This window comes from Nonomuraea ferruginea (assembly GCF_039540635.1).
Classification (GTDB): domain Bacteria; phylum Actinomycetota; class Actinomycetes; order Streptosporangiales; family Streptosporangiaceae; genus Nonomuraea; species Nonomuraea ferruginea.
In genome coordinates, this window is sequence record NZ_BAABFD010000006.1 from 259,262 (window position 1) to 274,894 (window position 15,633).

Sequence of the window (15,633 nt, forward strand, 5' to 3'; positions counted from 1 at the left end):
GTCAGCGGCCCAGCCGGGTGACGGACTCCTCGTTCAGGTCGAAGACCACCACCGAGCCGGAGGCGTCGCGCAGGCGCACCTCGCCGGTGTCGTCGAGGGTGCCGAGCCGGCGCGCGGTCAGCCCTCGCGCGGTGAAGGCCTTGGCGCACTCCTCGACCCGGTCGTCAGGCGTCGTGAGCAGGAAGGCGAAGCAGGGGAAGCAGGACAGCCAGTCGGCGACCGGCACGCCCTCGGGCACGGGGAGCTCGTCCATGTCCACCTGGACGCCCAGCCTGTTGGCCTCCAGCAGCATGGCCAGCGAGCCGATCATGCCGGCCATGCTGACGTCCTTGGCGGCCACCGCCGCGCCCGACTCCGCCACCTCGGCGAGGGCCCGGACGTCGCCCGCCAGGCGGTCGCCCCGCTCGTCGAACGACGGGAAGAACAGGAAGTCGTCGCGCATGCGCCCGTCGAGGCAGCAGGCGAGCATCAACGCCTGGCCGGGGGCGGCGTGCGTGGCCGACAGCACCTTCTCCGCGGTGCCGAGACCGAACGCCGACAGGCTCGGCGGGCCGTCGCTCTCGGTGAGGTGCCCGCCCACCACGGGCACCTGGTAGGTCTCGCCGGCCCACTTGAGGCCCTCCAGGATCTTCCTGGTGACCTCGCGCGGGCCGACGATCGTGTCGACGATCGCGAGAGGACGGGCGCCCATGGCGGCGAGGTCGTTCACGTTCGCCAGGACGGCCGCCACCCCGGCGCCGTAGGGGTCCTTCGCGACGAAGGAGGGCAGCATCGCCTCCCCGCCGACGATCAGGTTGCGCCCGCGATCGTGCACGACGGCTCCGTCGTCGCCGGGACCGGACCACCAGTCACCGCCGCCGAACACGTCGGTGACCGCCCCGATGGCGCTCTTGGCCGTCACGCCCGGAAGGCCGCGCAGCCGTTGTGCCAGGTGGTCGAGGTCGTTGATCGGCACGATGAGTTCTCTTCCATGCGGTGGGTGGCGCCGGCAGACAGAGCAGGCGCTGAAGACGTCATTCTAGTGAGGAAGCTTTTCCCGTGACAGGACACCCCGTTCGCTACCGTGAAGCGTCGCGCGGCCAGACATCGCAGGTCGCCGGCTTTCTCACCCTTCCGGAGCGCACGACCAAGCCCCGCCGGCGCGGCATCTCGCACGTCCTCGACAACGGCATGTCGGTGGCCGAGGCCGAGCTCCGGCTGTCCTCCGCCGCCGCGAGCATCGACGTGTGGAAGTTCGGCTGGGGCACCGCCTACATCGATCCGGCGCTGGACGCCAAGCTCGACCTGCTGGCCGCGCACCAGGTGCTGGCCTGCACCGGGGGGACCCTGCTGGAGGTGTCGTGGCAGCAGGGCGTGCTCGACCGGTTCATGGACTGGGCCGAGTCGGTGGGGTTCCCGTGCATAGAGGTGTCGTGCGGCTCGGTGGCCATCCCGCGCGACGACAAGAACGCGATGATCAGCGCGGCGGCGTCCCGGTTCGTCGTGCTCTCGGAGATCGGGGTCAAGAACCCCGACACGCCTCCTTCGGCCCGGCAGTGGGGCGCCGACGCGCGGGCCGACCTGGAGGCGGGCGCGCGCTGGGTGGTGACCGAGGGGCGCGAGAGCGGCACCGTCGGGCTGTACGACCCGGCCGGCGAGGTGCGCACGGAGATCGTCGACGCGGTCGTCTCGGCGGTGGGCCTGGAGAACGCCCTGTTCGAGGCGCCCCTTCGCGCGCAGCAGGCCTGGCTCATCCGGCGTTACGGCGCGAACGTGAACCTCGGCAACATCGCTCCGGCCGACGCCCTGGCGGTCGAGACGCTCCGGCTGGGGCTGCGCTCCGACACGATGGGAACTTTCCCACTGGAGGATTCACCATGATCCCGCATCAGTATCGAACCGTGGCGTTCACCGACGTCCCGGTGGATCTCGACGAGCGTTCCCTGCGGGAGTTCTTCCTGAGCCGCCAGGTGTATCGCAGGACCCGGTTCGTGGTGGCCCGCAACGACGACGGACTGGCCCTGGTCGAGGTCACCAAGGCAGGCGAGGAGGAGCTGTTCGTCGACGTCACCGACGTGCGCGTGCTGGCCTCGCCCCAGGAGACGATCCTCGTGGACCGGGCCGACATCGACACCGCCGTGCCCAGTCAGCTGCTGCGCGCGGCGTCCGGGATCGCCGGCGCCCCGCGCTGCGTGGTCGTCCGCGGCCGTTACGGGCACGTCAACTTCATGCTGGACGCCGTCCCGCGCCGGGTGCACGTGCTCGACGTCGCCCCGCCCTGGCCGGCCAAGCTGGTCGACCAGGTACGGCGCGTCCTCGACACCGCCGAGGAGCTGCCGGCGACCGAGTGCGTGTCAGAGGTCGTCGACCTGGAGGAGATGGCCGCCCGCGAGCCGGCCGGCCACTACCTGCTGCCGTGCCGAGGGGGCGGCATCACGGTCCCCGGGGCGGAGGTCTCCTATCTCGACGAGGTGCCGCCCGAGGCGGACTGGCTGCTGCTGGGCTGCGCCCGCTCGCGCGCCATCCACGACCACTTCTATCCGGACCGGGCGGCGGGCGTGACCCAGGTCGACATCTGCCCGGCCGCGCTGGCGGCCGCCAGGCCGCTCCCTCCCGGCGAGGCCCGGCTCACCAAGTGCTGCCTGCTGGAGGAGCACATCGAGACCCGCGGCGACACGGTGGTGGTGCCCTGGGGAGCGTCGTTCACCCTGGTCTCGGCGGGGCTGGCCGCCGCCTCCGACCTGGCCGAGGAGCTTCGTACCACCGAGGAAGGGCGGGAGAACGCGACGTGAGCGCGCGCATCTCGGACTCGACGGTCTACTCGCACCTGTGGGGCACCGACGAGCTACGGCAGATCTTCGACGAGCGGGGCCGCCTGCAGGGGTGGCTCGACGTGCTGGCCGCGCTGGCCAGGGCGCAGGCCGCGGAGGGGCTCATACCCGCAGGGGCCGCCGAGACCATCACCGCCGAGCTGCGCGTCGACCGGCTCGACCTGGACCGGGTCGCGCGCGGCACCCGCGAGACCGGCCACTCGACCCTGGGCCTGATCCACGAGCTGCGCCGGGTCCTGCCCGAGCCGGCCCGCGAGCACGTCTACGTCGGCGCGACCGTCCAGGACGTCACCGACACCTGGACCTCGCTGGCGACGCGCGCGGTCGGCGGCATCGTCTGGCGCGACCTGCGCAGGATCGAGGACCGCCTGCTCGACCTGGCCGTGGAGCACCGCGACACCCCGATCGCGGGCCGGACACACGGCCAGCCGGGGGCGCCGGCCACCTTCGGCTGGAAGGCGGCGTCCTGGGCGGACGAGATCCGGCGGCACCTCGACAGGCTGCGCGAGGGCGCCCCGCGGTGGCTCGTCGGGCAGCTCGGCGGCGGCATCGGGACCCTGGTCGCGTACGGCGACCGCGGACTCGCCGTACGGGCCCGCTTCTGCGCCGAACTCGGGCTGGCCGACCCGGTCATCTCCTGGCTGAGCGCCCGCGACCGGATCGCCGAGTTCGGCGGCCTGCTCGCCCTGGTCACCGGCACGCTGGCGCGGATCGGCGAGGAGGTGTACGAGCTGCAGCGCCCCGAGATCGGCGAGCTGGGCGAGCCGCGTCCCGAAGGAGTGGTCGGCAGCATCACGATGCACCACAAGCGCAACCCCGAGGGCAGCGAGCACCTGAACACGCTGGCCCGGCTGGTCAGGGCCAACGCCGGGGTGCTGCTGGAGTCGGTCGTCAGCCAGCACGAACGTGACGGGCGGGCCTGGAAGGCCGAATGGGTGGCGCTGCCCGAGGTGTGCCTGCTGTCGGGCACCGCGCTCAGGCTCGGGGTCCAGCTCGTCGAGGGACTCGAGGTGCGCTCGGACCGGATGGCGGCCAACCTGCGCACCCACCTGGGCGGCACCCAGAACCCGTCCGACGCCGGCGCGGCCGCCGCCATGGTCGACCTCGTGGTGGCCCGCGCCCGCCGCGCCAGGTCGGAGGAGTCGCCTTCATGGCCGTAACCCCAGACCGCCGAGACCCCCGCGACCCCCGGCAGGTGCGCCGGCCGTGGGAGAACCAAGGGGTGGCACCACCTCGGGCTGAGCTGGCCGTGTTGCCCACTCCCCTTGTGGAGGCGCCACGGCTGGCCGAGGCGCTGGGCGTGCGCGGGAGGATGCTGCTCAAGCGCGACGACCTCACCGGCTTCGCGGTGGCCGGGAACAAGGCGCGTCAGCTGGAGATGCTGATCGCGGCCGCCCGCGAGTCCGGTGCGAGCGTGCTGGTGACCGGCGGGACGCCCGGTTCGAACTTCTGCCAGGCCGCAGCAGCGGCCGCCGCCTGGGCGGGCCTGCGCTGCGTACTGATCTACGCCGGATCGCCTCCCCAGACCTCGCACCCCAACCTGCTGGCGGCCCGCCACTGGGGCGCGGAGATCCGATGGACCCACGACCCTGACCGCGCCTTCGTCGACGTCGCGATCGAGAGGGCGGCCGGCGAACTCGGCCAGACCGCCTTCGCCGTACCACGCGGCGGCGCGACCCCACTCGGCGCGACCGGCTTCCACCTGGCAGCCCTCGAACTCGCCACCCAACTCGTACCCCAAGCCGCGCCCCAGCCCGGGGACCAAACCGCGGCCCAGCACGGGCCTCACTCTGAGGGCCGGTCCGGGGCACAAGCCGGGGCTCACGTTGAGGGCCGGCTTGTGGGGCCTGTTGTGGTTGTCGTGGCGGCGGGGTCTGGGGGGACGCAGGCGGGACTGGTGTCCGGGGCCGTGGCATCGGGGCGCAGGATGCTGATTCGTGGCGCCTCGGTCAGCCGGCCGCCGGACGAGACCGCGCGGCGGATACTCGAGCTCGGCGAGGGATGCGCCCGGCTGATGGGGACCGAGATCCCGGAGGCGTCCGATGTCGTGGTCGAGGACGCCCGAGGCCCCGGGCACGCCCGCCCCTCGGAGGAGGGCGAGCGCGCCGCGCGGCTGGCGCTGCGCGCCTCAGGGGTCGTCCTCGACCCGGTCTACACCGCGAAGGCGCTGGGCGCCCTCCCGCGCATCCTCGGCGAACGACGCCACGACCCCGACCTGACCACAGTTCTCTGGCACACCGGCGGCCTGCTCGACGCCGTCGCCGGATGGGAGGCACGATGATCGACGACGGACTGCCGTCCGCACCCTCGGCGCACCACCGGGGCGGGCTCGACCGCCTGGGCCCACCGGTGGAAGGCCCGGCCCAGGAGCTGATCGACAGCGGGTTCGCGCTGGAGAACGCCGACTCGCCGCTGCTGCACGCGGGCCTCAACCTCGCCGACCTCGCGCACCTCGTCGATCTGCACGAACGCGGGGTGGTCCCCTACAGCGCCGCCGAGCAGCTCATGCGGGTGCTGCTCCGGGCCGTGCGCACCCCGGCCGAGGACTTCCCCTACGACCCGGCGTTCGGCGAGCCGTACAACTCGCGGGAGCGGTACTTCACCGCCCAGATCGGTGACGACGCCGGGTGGCTGCACGCCGGCCGGCCGCGGCGCGAGGCGGTGCGCATCGCCCTGCGGCTGCACGTGCGGAGCGTCCTGGAGGACCTGATCGAGGCGTCGGCGGAGCTGGCGCAGGCCATCGCGAAGGTCGCGGCGGGCAACAGCACGACGTGGCTGCCCGACCAGACCTACCTGCAGCACGCGCAGCCCTCCACGTTCGGCCACTACCTGGTCAGTTTCGCCTACCCGGTCCTGCGCGACGCCGAGCGGCTCATGGACGCCCTGACCTGGGTCAACACCAGTCCGGGCGGGGCGGGCTGCGTCAACGGCAGCCGGCTGCTGGCCGACCGGGGCAGGGTCGCCGAACTGCTCGGCTTCGAGGGTTTCATCCAGCACACGCGCGACGCCATGTGGCAGATCGACGGGCTCATCGCGGCGCTGTCGCACGCGTCCAGCCTGCTGACCACGCAGAGCAAGCTGGCCGAGGACCTGGAGATCTGGGCCAGCAACGAGTTCGACTACATCACCATCGCCGACGGGTTCAGCCGTTCCAGCGTGCTCATGCCGCAGAAGCGCAACCCGTACGCCCTCTCGATCATCCGCGGCGCCTCCGGCACCCTGATCGGCCGGCTCACCGGGTTCCTCGCCGTCAGCAAGAGCCCGTCGGCCCGCAGCGACAACCTGATCTACGCGTACGGCGAGATCCCCCGCGCGCTGGACCTGGCGCTGCGTACGACGAGGCTGACCAGCGGGGTCATCCGCAGCATGACGGTGAACGCCGACCGGATGTGGGAGGCCCTGGAGTCGGGCTTCAGCCAGGCGACCGACCTGGCGGAGTTCGTCATGCAGACCTGCCGGGTGGACTACCGGACCGCCTACCAGGTGGTCGGGATCGCCGTGCGGGAGGCGAGCAGGGAAGGGCTGCGCGGCATCGACCTCGACGCGGCCCGGCTGGAGTCCGCCGCCCAGCAGTACGCCGGGATCTCCCTCGGGCTGGAGGGCCGGGACCTCACCGAGATCCTCGACCCCCGGCACATCGTGGAGACGCGGACGCTGGCCGGCGGGGCGGCCCCGCCCGTGGTCGAGGCGATGGCCGCCGACTGTCTCGCGGAGGCGACCGCGTTGCTGGGCCGCGCGCGGACCGCGCGCGCCTCGTTCGAGCACTCCGAGGCCGCGCTGGTCGCGCTCGCGGAGAACTTCATCAAGGGGGACCCCGCCGAGGGGAACGACATCAAGGGAGAAACCGATGAACGCCACTGATACCGCCACCCCGGTGCGCCTTCCCGGGGAGGTGAACGTCGTCAACATCGGCCTGCCGCTGTTCGCCGAGGCGATCGCCGAGCAGAAGCGCCCGGTGGTCCAGGTCGACTGGCGGATTCCCGGTGGCGGTGACGCCGAGGTGGTCGCGGCTCTTCGCCGCCTCTACGGCCGGCACGCGGCGACGATCGACGCCGCCAACAAGGAGGTCTTCCGGCGGCTGGACCGGGGCGCGCCGCAGCTGGTCGGCGTGCGGACCGCAGGCGAGGTGATCCCGATCCTGGCCGAGGGCCGGGTGCTCCTGCACTGCGGGCCGCGCATCGCGATCGAGGACACGGTCGACCCGTTGCGCCGCTCGATGCGCGCCGCGGTCTGCGCCGAGGGGTGGGCGCGCGACCCCGAGGAGGCCGACGCCCTGCTCCTGGACGGTTCCGTACGGCTGGAGCCGGCCAACGCGCACGGCGTGGTCGTGCCGATGGCGACGGCGATGGGGCCGGGCACGCCCGTGTGGGCCGTCGAACTCGCCGACGCCGGCGTCACCACCTACGCGCCGATCGGCCAGGGGCCCGGCGACGTGGCGTGGTTCGGCCGCGACACCCCCGGCGCGATCGACCGTCTGGTGCTGCTGCGCGAGGTGGTCGGCCCGGTGCTGGCCGCCGCCCTGGCCGAGGCCGGGCCGGTCGACGTGATGTCGCTGGCGGCGCAGGCGGTCGCCATGGGCGACGACGTGCACGTCCGCACGCAGGCCGCGACCAACCTGCTGCTGCGCAACCTGCTGCCCGCGCTGGTGTCGGGCGACCACCCCCGCCGGACGGAGGCGGCGACGTTCCTCTCGGGCAACCACCTGCTGTTCCTCACGCTGGCCATGGCCGCCGCCCGGGCGCTGACCGCCTGGGCCGCCGAGGTCGAGAACAGCTCGGTCGTGACCGGCATGGCACGCAACGGGACCGACTTCGCCGCCTGGCTGGCCGGGCCGTCCTCCGACTGGCACCTCGCGCCCGCGCCGATGGTGGAGCGCGCGCTCTACCACCCGGGGCGCAGTGAGGCGGACGCCGCCCCGGACATCGGGGACAGCTCGGTGCTGGAGCTCGTGGGCCTCGGCGGCGCGGCCGCGGCCGGTTCGCCGGCGGTGGCCCAGATCGTCGGCGGGACCATGGCGGCCGCCGCCGAGCTGACCACGCAGCTCGACCAGGTGTGCGTGGGCAACTCCAGCCGGTTCATGATCCCGGTGTGGGGGATGAAGGGCTCACCGGTGGGCGTCGACGTGCGCAAGGTCGTCGAGCTCGGCATCACCCCGCAGGTGACGACGGGGATCCTGCACAACGCCGACGGCAGCGGCCAGGTCGGCGCCGGTGTGGCCACGGCGCCGGTCCAGGCGTTCGTCGACACGATGATGGCGCTGGACGCGAAGCTGGGGAGCTGACCCGGAGGCGAGGCGTGCTCCGCGCGGGGGCGCGCCTCGCCTCAGGCGCAGATGTCGGCCTGCCGTACGTCGATCTTGGGGACGTGGGCGAGCGTGTTGGAGACGTAGCAGACCCGGGAGGCCGGGGCGAGCAGCGGTTCCAGCTCCTCGATCGGCAGGCTGGTGTTCACGGTCAGCCTGATCTCCTTGAAGCGCGGGCCGTCGTACTCGCCGACCGCCGACACCTGGAGGTCGGGCAGTTCGATGCCGCGTTTGCGCGCCGACCACGCCAGCGCCAGCGCGTAACAGGACGCGAGCGACCCGAGGAAGTAGTCGGTCGGCATCGGGCCGGTGTCGGTTCCGCCGGCCTCCGGGGGCTCGTCCACCGGGAACGAGAACGCCCCGGCCGTGACGGTCGCCCGCCAGTCGCCCTCCCACTTCGCGATGACTTCTTGCGATTCTCCGGATCTTGCCAAATCTGCTCCCTTGGTGCAGCGCATAGATGAGAGACCGCGGGCCCCGGGGCGGCGCCCCGGGACCCGCGGCCCCCTGTGAGTCAGCTGTACAGGCGGTCGAAGTTCTCGTTGAAGACGAGGTCCGCCAGCTCACCGTCGCCGACGGCTTCGATCATGCGGTGGTACTCACCCGCGAAGTCGCCCCACGGCAGGTCGGAGGCGAACAGCACGCGGTCGCCGCCGATCCCGCGCCGTTCGATCTCCTGCGCGAGCCAGTACGGAGCGAACCCGACGGACCAGGTGAGGTCGGTGTAGACCTTCTTGCCGGCCTCGATCCAGTCGAAGAACCTCGTGCCGATGAGCTTGATGTGGCCGCTCACCCCGCCACCGAAGTGGACCAGGTGGACCGGCGTCTCGTCGGCGTACCGGTCCACCAGCTGGCCGACCTTGTCGATGTCCGACTGCGCACCCGGCGAGGTGTGCACGTGGACGACGAGGTTGTTGGCCTTGGCGGCGGCGAAGATCTTGTCCAGCTGGACCTGGCATTCGGCGTCCTCGACGGACCCGCCGAGCAGGAAGCTGATCTTGAGAGCCTTCACCCCGGTCTCGCCGACGAGCGTCAGCGCCTTCTCGGTGAGCTCGGCGTCCTGCGGTCGCGGAGACGCCCACACCGCGGCGCGGAGCCGGTCGTCCCGCGCCGCCGCCTCGACGACGAGCTCGTTGAGCTCGAACGAGTGCTTGGGATCGGGGACCCCGTAGTTCGGGATCACCAGCGCCCGCTCGGTGCCCTCCGCGTCCAGGTCGGCGAGCAGTTCGTCGACGGTGGCGCGGGCCTTCACGTCCGGGTTGACGGGCGGTCCGCCGTAGAACGGGAAGGCGGGCAGAACTCCGATGTGCCGGTGGGCGTCAGAGTGCCGCGATGGTGCTTTCGTCATCACATGGTCCAAGTGTTGAGCTGGAAGTGGCCCTCCCGCCATGCCGTCAGGGCGGAGTCCAGGACGTCGAGCGGGTTGAACGCCTTGATCCCCGGGATCAGGTCGTCCTCCCGCATGCCGTACAGCGCGCCCATGGCGAAGCGGCAGGCGTAGATCGTGGCGCCCTCGTCCAGGAGAGTCTGGAGCTGCCTGTTGACCGCCAGGTTCCCCGGGAACCCCTCCTTGCCGACCGCGGGGTAGCCGCGACCGGCGGCGCCGAGCAGCACGGCGGGGCCGTAGAGGACGACGGTCAGCTTGAACCCCTTGCGCTGCAGGCGCGTGGACGTCATCAGGTTGACGAGGGAGACGGACCCTTCGAAGGGGACCGAGTGGATGAAGACCGTGGCCTTCTGACCCTCTTCGGCCCGGATGTCTTCGAAGACCTTCTCGCTGGTGTCCCAGAGAACGTCGCCTTCGGCGGGAGTCGCGACGGTTACCGTCTTGGTGGACATGTCACTCCTTTGTGAATAACTCGCTCTATGGTTGTCGGCCTATGCGGTCAGACCGCGGGTCCTTTTCGTGGCGGCTGCTGCTTCCACTGCTTCTGGTGGCTCCCCGGCATGCGCGCGATGACCGCGTTGCGCAGCTTCAGAGGCAGCCGGTGGAAGACCGGGACGTAGATCCGGCGCCAGAAGATCTCGACGCCGCGGGGCGGCAGAGGACGGGTGGCGCCGAGACGGGCGGCCACCTTGTCCTGCGCGTCGATCATCAGGTAGTGCTCGGACGTCTGGCGTACCCAGCGAGTCAGCCCCATCTCACTTCCCCAGCTTCGACAGGGCGTTCTGCGCCGCGAGCGAGATGGGCTCGTTGAGCGCGCCGATGGGCGGGCTGTAGACGTTCTCCATCGTCGCCAGGTCGTTGATCGTGATCCCGGTGCGCACGGCCATGGCCAGGAAGTCGGCGCGTTCCTTGATGCCCTCGCCGCCGACGAGCTGGGCTCCGATGAGCCGCAGATGCTCGGGCTCGGCCAGGAGCTTGACCTTGACCGGCTTCACGTCGGGGTAGTAGCGCGCCCGGGAGATGCCCTGCGCGTTGCCCACGACGAAGGGGACGCCGAGGGCGGTCGCCAGCGTCTCGCTGAAGGATACCCCGCCGATCATCCACTTGCCGGCCACCATGCCCCAGGGCACGTAGACGGCCTGGTACTCGCGGGTGCCGCCTGCCGCGTTCACCCCGGCGACCTTGCCCTGCGCGTAGGCGTGACTGCCGGAGAGCCCCTGGATCGGCACGTTGGAGACGCCGTGCGGGATCTCGGTGCAGTCGCCGGCCGCGTACAGCCCGCTCACCGAGGTGCGCATCCGGCCGTCGACGATGAGGCCACCGCTCATGCCGGTCTTGAGACCCGCGGCGGTGGCGAGCTCGACGTTGGGAACCTTCTTCGTGGCGACGACCACCAAGTCCGCCTGGATGCCGCCCTGCGACGTGGTGACCTCGCGCAGCTTGCCGCCGTCGCCGACGAAGCCGGTGACCTTGGTGTTGAAGTGGAGCTTGGCCCCCATCTCGATCCAGGACTCCTGGACCGGCTCCATGATGTCCGGGTCGGTCGCGGACGACATGGCCCAGGGGGCGGGGTCGACCAGGTGGGTCTCGATGCCGCGGTGGGCGAGCGCGGTGACCATCTCGGCTCCCAGCGGCGTCGCCTCGTCGACGACCGCGGTCTTCACCGTGTCGAGGACCTTGTCCCACTCCATCGCCTGGCGGATGTTCTTGACGTAGTAGATGCCGCCCAGGTCGCTGTTGGGCACATCAGGGTCGGCATAGTCGAAGCCGGTGGCGAGCACGAGCGAGTCGTAGCGTTCGACGGTCCCGTCGGTCGTGGTCACCGTCTTGGCCTTGACGTCGATGCTCGCGACGGTCGTCTCGTAGCGGATGTCGATGCCCTGGTCGACGTACTGCTGCTTGGTCGCCATGAACAGCGACTCGAAGCTCGCGATCTCGCGGCCGTGGACGTAGGGAATCCCGCAGGGGCTGTACGCGGCGTCCTCGTATCCGGTGAAGACGATGACCTCCGCGCTCGGGTCCGTGCCCTTGGCGGCACCCGCGGCACCCATCCCAGCGGCTCCACCGCCTACAACAACGATTCGCCTGGTCATCTCCCGCTCGTCTCCCATCGGAACTCACCGCATTGAGCATGCTCAAATTTCTATTCACCATACTTGACGTAGCTCTGAGGTACCGTCAAGGTGTGTACAAGGACTGGTTGAGAACCCGAGAAACGCGTGAGTTTGGCGGAGGGTCTGCGTGATCGCACGAGTGGCCGAAGTCGTCTCCGGTATCGGCCCGAAGATCAAGTCACTCCGCAAGCAGAACGGCTACTCGCTTCAGTCACTTGCCGAGCGCGCCGATGTGTCGGCGGCGACGATCCACAAGATCGAGCAGTCGGACATGGTCCCCACCATCACGACCCTGCTCAAGATCGCCGGAGCGTTCGAGCTCCCCGTGTCCTACTTCGTCGAGGACGACGACGACCACCTGCCGACGGTCCACACCCGGGCCGCCAACAGGCGCCCGATCTACACCTCCCACGCGGGGCTCGATCTGGCCGGGATCACCGGCCCGTACGGCGACTTCCTGATGGCGGCGGCCGTCGCGACGGTCCTCCCCGGCGCGAGCAGCGGCAGCAAGCCGATGGGACACCCCGGCGAGGAGCTGCTCTACGTGATGTCGGGCAAGCTGGCGTTCACGGTCGCCGACACCGCTTACATGCTGGGCGCCGGCGACTCGCTCCACTTCCGCACCCAGCAGCCCCACTCCTGGCGCAATCCGGCCGAGGAAGACTGCGTGGTCCTCTGGATGGCGCTGCGCCCGCAGCAGTGAAGCCGTGCGTCTCCTCCCTGGAGACGCACGGCTTCCGTCGTGCTGGTGACGTCAGGCGTAGCCCCACGCGCCGGCGTACTTGGCGAGCCGGGGCGAGAGCGTGGCGGTGCCGAAGGTGCGGGCCGGCTGGATCCGGCCGGACTTGATGTTGTCGCTGCGGTCGCCCAGGTTCGGCAGGTACCTGCCGTGGTCGTGCTTGCCGTAGTCGAGCATCTCCGGCTCCCAGGGCACGCCCAGGTAGTCGCAGACCTCGCGGGTGACCCGCTCGGGCTCGGCGGTCAGCTCCTCGTAGCGGAGCGTCAGGCCGTCGAGGGTGGTGCGGGCCTTCTCCAGGGGCTTGAAGTACTTCAGCGCGTTGGCTTCCAGGGCTTCGCGCGAGCTGGTGTTGCCCTTGCGGTTCTCCAGGGAGGAGACCACGCCCTCCGGGTGGCGCAGCAGGAAGAGGAACTTCGCCTTCGGCCAGGCGTACTTCAGCCGCTCCCAGGTGAAGACGTTGCCCGGGGTCTTGTCGACGATGACGTCCTTGCCGCTGCGCTGCAGCTCCAGGTGGAGGATGCGGTCCCACAGCACGTGCTCCAGCTCCACCTGGTCCAGGCCGAGCTCCAGCATGGACTCCTCGGAGAAGCCGGGGGCCGGCTGCACCCTGAGCGTGCGCAGGTGCAGCTCGTGCGGGGCGCGGACGCGGGAGTGGCTGTTGAGCAGGCTGCGCAGGAGCGTGGAGCCTGAGCGGACCGAGGCGATCACGAAGACGGGCGACTCCACCTGGCGCGGCATGATCGGGACGCTGTAGTCGACGACCTGCACGCGTTTCGGCGGGCGGGGGGAGTCGGCGCTCCTCGGCCTGTTCGCGTCCATCGCCTTGGCCGGTTTCGGGGGACGCAGCGCCTCACCCAGAAGCCGAACCCTTCGCCTGATGCCGGTTTTCACGACGCTCATGCGCGACCTGCTGCCTTTCCGTCCGCGTGCTTCCCTCTCCCCCGATTCGGGCGTCCGGAACAAGAGTTACGGTCGCCGTAGTGCGACAAACGTAACTTAAACGGTAGATAACGGCAAAAATCCCCCATGTCAGCCCCACTCGTCCGCGGGGAGATCGTCGGCGGCGTCTGGGCCGGCATCACATACGTCCTTACCTGGGGAGGGGTCCCGACAACCTATCTCCGCACCTCCCGCGCGGCTATCCGAACGGCTACTACTCCCAGGGAACCTGGAGCCGCCGCTAGCATGCCGGTACGGCGATCAGAAGGAGATCAGCGATGCCCCAGCACTCCCCGGTCCGTCGAACCCCCCTCGACGCGGAGGAACGGGCCCGCGCCGAGGCCGGCTTCGCCTCCCTGGTCACCGAGCACCTCCTCACGAGCGGCCGGTTCAGGGTGAGCGCCGACACCCCGGAGATGGTCGACCTCTTCCAGGGCGTGGCCCGCAGGGTGGGCGAGCGGCTCGGACGGCCCGTGGTCAGCTACGCCAACGGCCGATACATCGTGATCGCCTTCAGCCAGGAAGAGACCGCCGCCCTGGCCTGAAAGTTTCACCTCCAAGACAGGCGTCGTCGCAGGTCGCGGGCTCTGACCTGCCGCGGTCGTTGAGGTCTCGCGCCACCGGTGCCTACGGTGCTGGCGTCCGCATACGACGATCCCGCCAAGGAGCCCGTCATGCGCGCCCGTCTCGTCCCCGCGCTCGTCATGGCGCTGGTCGCCCTGGTCCTCACCGCCCCCGAGGCGCGGGCCCAGGTGGTCGGCGGGTTCGACTTCGATCGGGCGGAGGTGTCCGTCACGGGGCTGCAGGTGCCGTGGGGGCTGGCCTTCCTGCCCGACGGCAGCGGACTGGTCTCCGAGCGCAACACCGGGCGCATCATGCGGGTACGCCCCGGCCAGGCGCCCACGCAGGTCGCCACGGTCGCCGGGGTGAGCGCCTCGGGTGAGAGCGGGCTGCTCGGCATCGCGGTCAGGGACGGCTGGGTGTACGCGTACTTCACCAGCACCGCCGGCGACAACCGCCTGGTCAGGTTCGAGCTGACCGCGCCGCAGACGCAGACCGTGATCCTCTCCGGGGTGCCCAGCGCGGCGATCCACGACGGCGGCCGCATCGCGTTCGGTCCCGACGGCATGCTGTACGTGGCGACCGGCGACGCCGGCACCACCTCGAACGCGCAGAACCTCAACAGCCTCGCGGGGAAGATCCTGCGCATCACGCCCACCGGCGCGATCCCCGCCGACAACCCGTTCCAGGGCTCCCGGGTCTGGAGTTACGGTCACCGCAACGTCCAAGGGCTGGCCTGGGACGCGCAGGGCAGGATGTACGCGACCGAGTTCGGCCAGAACACCTGGGACGAGGTCAACCGGATCGTCGCGGGCGGCAACTACGGCTGGCCCACCTGCGAGGGCGCCTGCGGCAGCGGTTCCTTCCGCAGCCCGATCGTCACCTGGACCACGGCCGAGGCGTCGCCGAGCGGTCTCGCGTACGCGAACGGCACGCTCTTCGCGGCGGCGCTGCGCGGCCAGCGGCTGTGGGCGGTGCCGCTGAACCCGGACGGCACGGCGGGCACCCCGCAGGCCGAGTTCACTTCCGAGTACGGGCGGCTGCGCGCGGTCGCGGTGGGCCCCGACGGCTGGCTCTGGGTGGCGACCAGCAACCGCGACGGCCGCGGCAACCCGGTCGCCCAGGACGACCGGATCGTCCGCGTCCCACCGGCCTCGACCGGGGGCGACACCACCCCGCCGACCGCCCCGGGCAACCTGACCGCGACGGGCACGACGGCCACCGCGACCACCCTGACGTGGGCCGCCTCCACCGACGACACCGGCGTCACCGGTTACGACGTGCTGCGCGCGCCGGGCTCGTCGGGCGGCTCGTTCGCCCAGGTGGGCACCGCCGCGACCACGACCTTCACGGCCACCGGGCTGACGCCGCAGAGCACGTACCGCTTCCAGGTCCGCGCCCGCGACGCGGCGGGCAACCTCTCCCCCGTCTCCGGCACGGTCACCGTCACCACCACCACGGGCGGCACCACGGGCGGATGCGCGGCGGTGGCCACCACCCAGACGCAGTGGCCCACCGGTTACGTCGTCCAGCCCGTCACGATGACCAACACCGGGACGTCCCCCATCACCGGCTGGCGGGTCACGGTCACCCTGCCGGCCGGGCACCAGATCACCGGCTCGTGGAACGCCGCCAGGTCCGGCGCGGTCTTCGAGAACGCCCCCTACAACGGCGCCCTCGGCCCCGGCCAGAGCACCACGTTCGGCTTCCAGGCCACCCGGTCAGGCGCCGACGCCGGGCTGCCCTCCGGCTACGCGTGCGAAGTGCGCTAGCTTGCCCGG

General features: G+C 71.2%; 16 protein-coding genes. 9 read left to right on the forward strand and 7 right to left on the reverse strand.

Annotation, left to right across the window (positions count from 1 at the left end):
• Position 1: 1 nt before the first annotated feature.
• On the reverse strand, positions 2-955 hold the full coding sequence (locus ABD999_RS14200; RefSeq protein WP_148034941.1) for an AIR synthase related protein: 954 nt from the start codon (positions 953-955) through the stop codon (positions 2-4).
• 83 nt (positions 956-1,038) lie between these two features.
• Here ABD999_RS14200 and ABD999_RS14205 point away from each other — a divergent pair, with 83 nt between their 5' ends.
• The 6 genes from ABD999_RS14205 to ABD999_RS14230 are packed head-to-tail and all read left to right on the forward strand — an operon-like array spanning position 1,039 to position 8,091.
• Positions 1,039-1,860, forward strand: coding sequence for a phosphosulfolactate synthase (locus ABD999_RS14205; RefSeq protein ID WP_271280103.1), 822 nt, complete (start codon positions 1,039-1,041; stop codon positions 1,858-1,860).
• The gene (locus ABD999_RS14210) at positions 1,857-2,771 is read left to right on the forward strand and encodes an XcbA family protein (protein WP_271280104.1); all 915 of its coding nucleotides are present in this window, start codon (positions 1,857-1,859) and stop codon (positions 2,769-2,771) included. The genes ABD999_RS14205 and ABD999_RS14210 overlap by 4 nt, the downstream gene beginning before the upstream one ends.
• The gene (locus tag ABD999_RS14215) at positions 2,768-3,970 is read left to right on the forward strand and encodes a class-II fumarase/aspartase family protein (protein WP_271280105.1); all 1,203 of its coding nucleotides are present in this window, start codon (positions 2,768-2,770) and stop codon (positions 3,968-3,970) included. Before ABD999_RS14210 ends, ABD999_RS14215 begins: the two co-directional genes overlap by 4 nt.
• Positions 3,961-5,091 carry a 1-aminocyclopropane-1-carboxylate deaminase/D-cysteine desulfhydrase gene (locus ABD999_RS14220; RefSeq protein ID WP_345482725.1) on the forward strand — a complete coding sequence of 377 codons (1,131 nt, stop codon included), beginning with the start codon at positions 3,961-3,963 and terminating at the stop codon, positions 5,089-5,091. The genes ABD999_RS14215 and ABD999_RS14220 overlap by 10 nt, the downstream gene beginning before the upstream one ends.
• Positions 5,088-6,671 carry an argininosuccinate lyase gene (locus ABD999_RS14225; protein ID WP_271280107.1) on the forward strand — a complete coding sequence of 528 codons (1,584 nt, stop codon included), beginning with the start codon at positions 5,088-5,090 and terminating at the stop codon, positions 6,669-6,671. The genes ABD999_RS14220 and ABD999_RS14225 overlap by 4 nt, the downstream gene beginning before the upstream one ends.
• A complete protein-coding gene (locus ABD999_RS14230; RefSeq protein WP_271280108.1) occupies positions 6,658-8,091 on the forward strand; it encodes an oxamate carbamoyltransferase subunit AllG family protein in 1,434 nt (477 codons plus the stop codon). The genes ABD999_RS14225 and ABD999_RS14230 overlap by 14 nt, the downstream gene beginning before the upstream one ends.
• A gap of 41 nt (positions 8,092-8,132) precedes the next feature.
• On the opposite strand, the gene ABD999_RS14235 is transcribed toward ABD999_RS14230, so the two are convergent.
• From ABD999_RS14235 to ABD999_RS14255, 5 genes are all read right to left on the reverse strand, one after another.
• A complete protein-coding gene (locus ABD999_RS14235; protein ID WP_187281463.1) occupies positions 8,133-8,546 on the reverse strand; it encodes an OsmC family protein in 414 nt (137 codons plus the stop codon).
• 80 nt (positions 8,547-8,626) lie between these two features.
• Positions 8,627-9,460: an amidohydrolase family protein gene (locus ABD999_RS14240; RefSeq protein ID WP_148034931.1), complete on the reverse strand. Its 834-nt coding sequence runs from the start codon at positions 9,458-9,460 to the stop codon at positions 8,627-8,629.
• Positions 9,460-9,951: an MSMEG_0572/Sll0783 family nitrogen starvation response protein gene (locus tag ABD999_RS14245; protein ID WP_148034932.1), complete on the reverse strand. Its 492-nt coding sequence runs from the start codon at positions 9,949-9,951 to the stop codon at positions 9,460-9,462. The genes ABD999_RS14240 and ABD999_RS14245 overlap by 1 nt, the downstream gene beginning before the upstream one ends.
• A 47-nt stretch (positions 9,952-9,998) precedes the next feature.
• Entirely contained in the window at positions 9,999-10,253 is a 255-nt protein-coding gene (locus ABD999_RS14250; RefSeq protein ID WP_148034933.1) for a hypothetical protein, read from the reverse strand.
• A 1-nt stretch (position 10,254) separates the two neighbouring features.
• A complete protein-coding gene (locus tag ABD999_RS14255; protein ID WP_345482726.1) occupies positions 10,255-11,610 on the reverse strand; it encodes an FAD-dependent oxidoreductase in 1,356 nt (451 codons plus the stop codon).
• A gap of 130 nt (positions 11,611-11,740) precedes the next feature.
• Here ABD999_RS14255 and ABD999_RS14260 point away from each other — a divergent pair, with 130 nt between their 5' ends.
• Positions 11,741-12,316, forward strand: a complete 576-nt coding sequence (locus tag ABD999_RS14260; protein WP_148036247.1) for a helix-turn-helix domain-containing protein — start codon at positions 11,741-11,743, stop codon at positions 12,314-12,316.
• 51 nt (positions 12,317-12,367) lie between these two features.
• Here ABD999_RS14260 and ABD999_RS14265 read toward each other — a convergent pair whose 3' ends face one another.
• On the reverse strand, positions 12,368-13,252 hold the full coding sequence (locus tag ABD999_RS14265) for a sulfotransferase family protein (protein ID WP_148036246.1): 885 nt from the start codon (positions 13,250-13,252) through the stop codon (positions 12,368-12,370).
• A gap of 317 nt (positions 13,253-13,569) precedes the next feature.
• On the opposite strand from ABD999_RS14265, the gene ABD999_RS14270 reads away from it, so the two are divergent.
• Both ABD999_RS14270 and ABD999_RS14275 read left to right on the forward strand, forming a co-directional pair.
• Positions 13,570-13,836 (forward strand): hypothetical protein, encoded by a 267-nt coding sequence (locus ABD999_RS14270; RefSeq protein ID WP_271280234.1) that lies wholly within the window; start codon positions 13,570-13,572, stop codon positions 13,834-13,836.
• 129 nt (positions 13,837-13,965) lie between these two features.
• Positions 13,966-15,624: a PQQ-dependent sugar dehydrogenase gene (locus tag ABD999_RS14275; RefSeq protein WP_271280235.1), complete on the forward strand. Its 1,659-nt coding sequence runs from the start codon at positions 13,966-13,968 to the stop codon at positions 15,622-15,624.
• The last annotated feature ends 9 nt before the right edge of the window (positions 15,625-15,633 follow it).

Bases quoted from the DNA above. Each gene is read 5' to 3' on its own strand.
- ABD999_RS14270 (WP_271280234.1), top strand. From the start codon at position 13,570: ATGCCCCAGCACTCCCCGGTCCGTCGAACCCCCCTCGACGCGGAGGAA.
- ABD999_RS14245 (WP_148034932.1), bottom strand. From the start codon at position 9,951: ATGTCCACCAAGACGGTAACCGTCGCGACTCCCGCCGAAGGCGACGTT.
- ABD999_RS14210 (WP_271280104.1), top strand. From the start codon at position 1,857: ATGATCCCGCATCAGTATCGAACCGTGGCGTTCACCGACGTCCCGGTG.
- ABD999_RS14255 (WP_345482726.1), bottom strand. From the start codon at position 11,610: ATGGGAGACGAGCGGGAGATGACCAGGCGAATCGTTGTTGTAGGCGGT.
- ABD999_RS14265 (WP_148036246.1), bottom strand. From the start codon at position 13,252: ATGAGCGTCGTGAAAACCGGCATCAGGCGAAGGGTTCGGCTTCTGGGT.
- ABD999_RS14250 (WP_148034933.1), bottom strand. From the start codon at position 10,253: ATGGGGCTGACTCGCTGGGTACGCCAGACGTCCGAGCACTACCTGATG.
- ABD999_RS14240 (WP_148034931.1), bottom strand. From the start codon at position 9,460: ATGACGAAAGCACCATCGCGGCACTCTGACGCCCACCGGCACATCGGA.
- ABD999_RS14230 (WP_271280108.1), top strand. From the start codon at position 6,658: ATGAACGCCACTGATACCGCCACCCCGGTGCGCCTTCCCGGGGAGGTG.
- ABD999_RS14275 (WP_271280235.1), top strand. From the start codon at position 13,966: ATGCGCGCCCGTCTCGTCCCCGCGCTCGTCATGGCGCTGGTCGCCCTG.
- ABD999_RS14225 (WP_271280107.1), top strand. From the start codon at position 5,088: ATGATCGACGACGGACTGCCGTCCGCACCCTCGGCGCACCACCGGGGC.
- ABD999_RS14220 (WP_345482725.1), top strand. From the start codon at position 3,961: ATGGCCGTAACCCCAGACCGCCGAGACCCCCGCGACCCCCGGCAGGTG.